Source organism: Tropicimonas aquimaris (genome assembly GCF_042676185.1).
GTDB lineage: Bacteria > Pseudomonadota > Alphaproteobacteria > Rhodobacterales > Rhodobacteraceae > Tropicimonas > Tropicimonas aquimaris.
The window spans coordinates 1-3,304 of record NZ_JBHTJT010000064.1; the positions used below are offsets into that span (position 1 = coordinate 1).

3 protein-coding genes are annotated in these 3,304 nt (G+C 63.7%); all 3 read left to right on the top strand.

Annotated elements, in window-relative coordinates:
- A partial coding sequence (locus ACFQ2S_RS24695; RefSeq protein ID WP_386079404.1) for an AAA family ATPase occupies positions 1-1,962 on the top strand: 1,962 nt, incomplete at its 5' end.
- Positions 1,963-2,307: 345 nt separating this feature from the next.
- Complete coding sequence (locus tag ACFQ2S_RS24700; RefSeq protein ID WP_386079406.1) at positions 2,308-2,514, top strand: hypothetical protein; 207 nt, start codon at positions 2,308-2,310, stop codon at positions 2,512-2,514.
- A 189-nt stretch (positions 2,515-2,703) separates the two neighbouring features.
- Positions 2,704-3,240 carry a hypothetical protein gene (locus ACFQ2S_RS24705; protein WP_386079408.1) on the top strand — a complete coding sequence of 179 codons (537 nt, stop codon included), beginning with the start codon at positions 2,704-2,706 and terminating at the stop codon, positions 3,238-3,240.
- The last annotated feature ends 64 nt before the right edge of the window (positions 3,241-3,304 follow it).

Sequence of the window (3,304 nt, forward strand, 5' to 3'; positions counted from 1 at the left end):
CAATGGATCATCCCGAGCCGCTATTGCGGATGGGATGGGCGCGTGTTCGAGGTGCAGCGAAACCGCGGCGAGTTCGGTTTGATCGGCCTCGACTTCGACGGCACAGCCGAGCAGCCCGCCAACTCGGCGAAGGAGATCGGCGCCGCCTTGCGGGCTGTCTTCGGCGAGGACGCCACCCGGCTCTACTACAGCAGCAGCCGGGCAACGGAGGCCAATCCCAAGGCGCGGGTGATCCTGCCGTTGGCGGACTACATCCCCGGCCGCGACTGGCCCGACACGATGGAAGCCGTTCACCAGTTACTTGAGGAACATGGCCTCCGTCCCGATCCGGCGCTGGAGCGCACCGGGCAACTGATCTTCTTGCCGAACCGCGGCGACCACTACCGCACCTCGCACAAGGGGCTGGCCCCCGTGGAGTTGACGCCAGACCATCCGGTCATTCAACGCCGTGAGGCGAACCGGGCGGCGCGTTTGGAGGCGGAGCGGACTGCGCAGGAAGAGCGGGCCTGGAAGTCTGCCGAGCGGCGGGCCAAGTTCCACACGACCGGCCTCGAAAGCCCGGTTGACCACTTCAACAAGGCGCACAGCATCGAGGGCCTGTTGGGGCGCTACGGCTACGCCGCGCGTGGCAACGGCCGGGATTGGCGTTCCCCTGACTCCACCAGCGGCAGCTTCGCCCTGCGGGATTACGGCGAGTATTGGGTCTACATGGGCTCGGCGATGGAGGACGTGGGGCGCAAGTCCGCCGCGGGCTACTCGACCGGCGACGCCTTCGACCTCTTCGTCTACCACGAGCACGGGGGCGACTATACGGCCGCCGTGCGGGGCTACTCCAAGGAAGCCGGGCTTAGGCAGCAAGACACCGACTGGCGCAATCCCTTCGAGGGTGTCGGCAGCCGGTGCGATCCCGGACAGCAGGCCGGACAGGGCGAGCAGAAGGCCGACGCGCCGCGCAATGGCGGCTTCGGCAGTCTGGAATCAAACGCAGCCTTCATGGCTCGCCTGGAGCCGTCCGACTACCTGGTTGACGGTATCTGCGAGAAGGGCATGACCTACGCCATCACCGGCTTTACCGGCCACGGGAAGAGCAGTCTCATGCTCTACCTGATGTTGCAGGTTGCGACCGGCAAGCCGTTTGCCAATCAGGAAGTCGAGCAAGGCAGCGTCCTGTTCCTCGCAGGCGAGAACCCCGACAACGTGCGGCGCCAGTGGCGCGCACTTTGCCTTGCCCACGGCATCGACGGATACGACCTGCCCGTGTTCTGGCACGACGGCGCATTCCGCATCAGTCAAAGCCAGGACGCGCTCGAAGCCGAAGCTTCCAAGATCCCCAATCTCCGCCTGATCATTGGCGATACGCTGCAAGCCTTCTTCGAGGGCGACAACGATAACGACAACGTGGCCATGCTCAACGCGGCCCGGAACTTCCGCAGCCTGTCGCGCGCGGCAGGGAAGCCGACAGTCATCATTCCCGCCCACCCGGCAGGCAAGAAGGCAGACAAGGGTAACCTCGTCCCCCGCGGCGGCGGTGCCTTCATGAACGAGATCGACGGCAACTATACCTGCTGGCGCGAAGACGAGATCGTCACGATGCATTGGCAGGGCAAGCACCGGGGCAGCTACTTCGAGCCGCTGGACTTCGCGATGCCGGAGAAGACGTTTCCCGAGTTGGCCGACACCAAGGGCCGGCAGCACCCGATCTCCGTCGTTACCCACCTCTTCGAGAGCGACAAGCGCCGCAAGGCGCAGGAGGCGATGCGGAAGGAAACTGACGCACTGCGGGCCATCCATGCCAACGGGAAGATCTCCGTTCGAGGGTTGGCCGACCAGTTGGGAGTTTCGAGGGGCAGCGCTGAGCGGATCAGGGCGAGCCTCGTATCCGAAGGCCTCGTCAAGAAATACGCCCGGAAACTTGAGCTGACCGACGAGGGGCTGGAGGTGCTGCACGATGCAGAAGTGTAGCGCTCAACTGTCCCAAAACGCCCTGGGACAAACACCCCCCTTGGGACACCTGTCTGGGACACTTTTGGGACAGCTTGGGACAGTGGGACAAATCCCTGCGCAGCCTTTGAAATCAATGGCCTACGCTGTCCCGCGCGCAAGTCGTCCCGTGGGACAAGTGTTCATTTGTCCCGCCCCCCGTATCCCTAGATACGGGGGCATGGGACACACCGGGACAAGCCCCCCCCCGCGATGGCCAAAAGAAGCCGACGCGGGCGCGGTCCCAATCCCCCGCCTTCCTGGCACGGCCGGAACCGCCCACCCGACATTTCCCCTCTCTCCCCCCCCCAGCCATCGAGGCACCCCATGACCAAGTTTGAACGCATCCCCCTACTCGGCACCGAGCGCGAAGGCGCCACGCTGACCCGTTTCGAGCGTTGTTCGGTTCTGCCCAGCGCCTGCGGCGCGGTGGTTCTGCACTGGCAGCGGCAGAACGGCTCCGGCTTCGCAACTGCAATCGCCATCCACCCGCGGAGCTGTCGTCAGCCCGCCGACCGCAACATGGATTTCTGACATGCACGGCACCGGTACTTTCATCACGGAACTAGAACAGTCCGTTGCCCTTTGCGGGATGTATGGACCCCCGGTTCGCGGGCCAGTTGCCTCCGTCTGCAGTGGGCAAGTGGTCGGACACCCCGAAGTGCATGTCCGTCATTCCATCAGAATTGGAGCCGAGCCATGAACGATATGGTCCCTTAGAACGTGAAGGCCAAGACGAAACCGAAGAAGCCCGATCAGCCGCGATATGACCTGTTCAGCTTCACCAACGATGGCAATACCGTCGCCGTAACCCAGCACGGCAAAGACGCCCTGGAGCGGATCTACGGCAGCAAGAGCCCGGCCGTGAACGACGGTCTCTTCAACCAGGGGTATATGACTCTCAATCCCAAGGAGGTTGAGCCAGGCGCAAACGACGTGAGAGGGTTTTTCCCGGCAATCGTTCGCGACATTGAACCCCGCGACGCGATAGAACGCATGTTGGCGGTGCAGATGGCGGCAACCCATGTCGCCTTGATCCGTCAGGGTGGCCGAATGGCGAATGCCGAACAGCTTCCGCAGTTCGAAGCCCACGAGCGGGCTTTCAACAAGCTGGCCAGGACATACACCGCACAGATGGAGGCCCTGCGGAAGCATCGCAGCGGAGGCAAGCAGACGGTCACGGTTCAGCACGTCAACGTCAGTGACGGCGGACAGGCAATTGTCGGCAATGTAGATACCGGGGGGGAGGGGTGGCAATGAAAGGTGACGACAACCCCATGCGCGCGGCCAATGCGTTTCCAAGATGCACGGCGCACTCGAAGCG

Coding starts and splice junctions, on each gene's coding strand:
- ACFQ2S_RS24700 (WP_386079406.1), top strand. CDS start 2,308: ATGACCAAGTTTGAACGCATCCCCCTACTCGGCACCGAGCGCGAAGGC.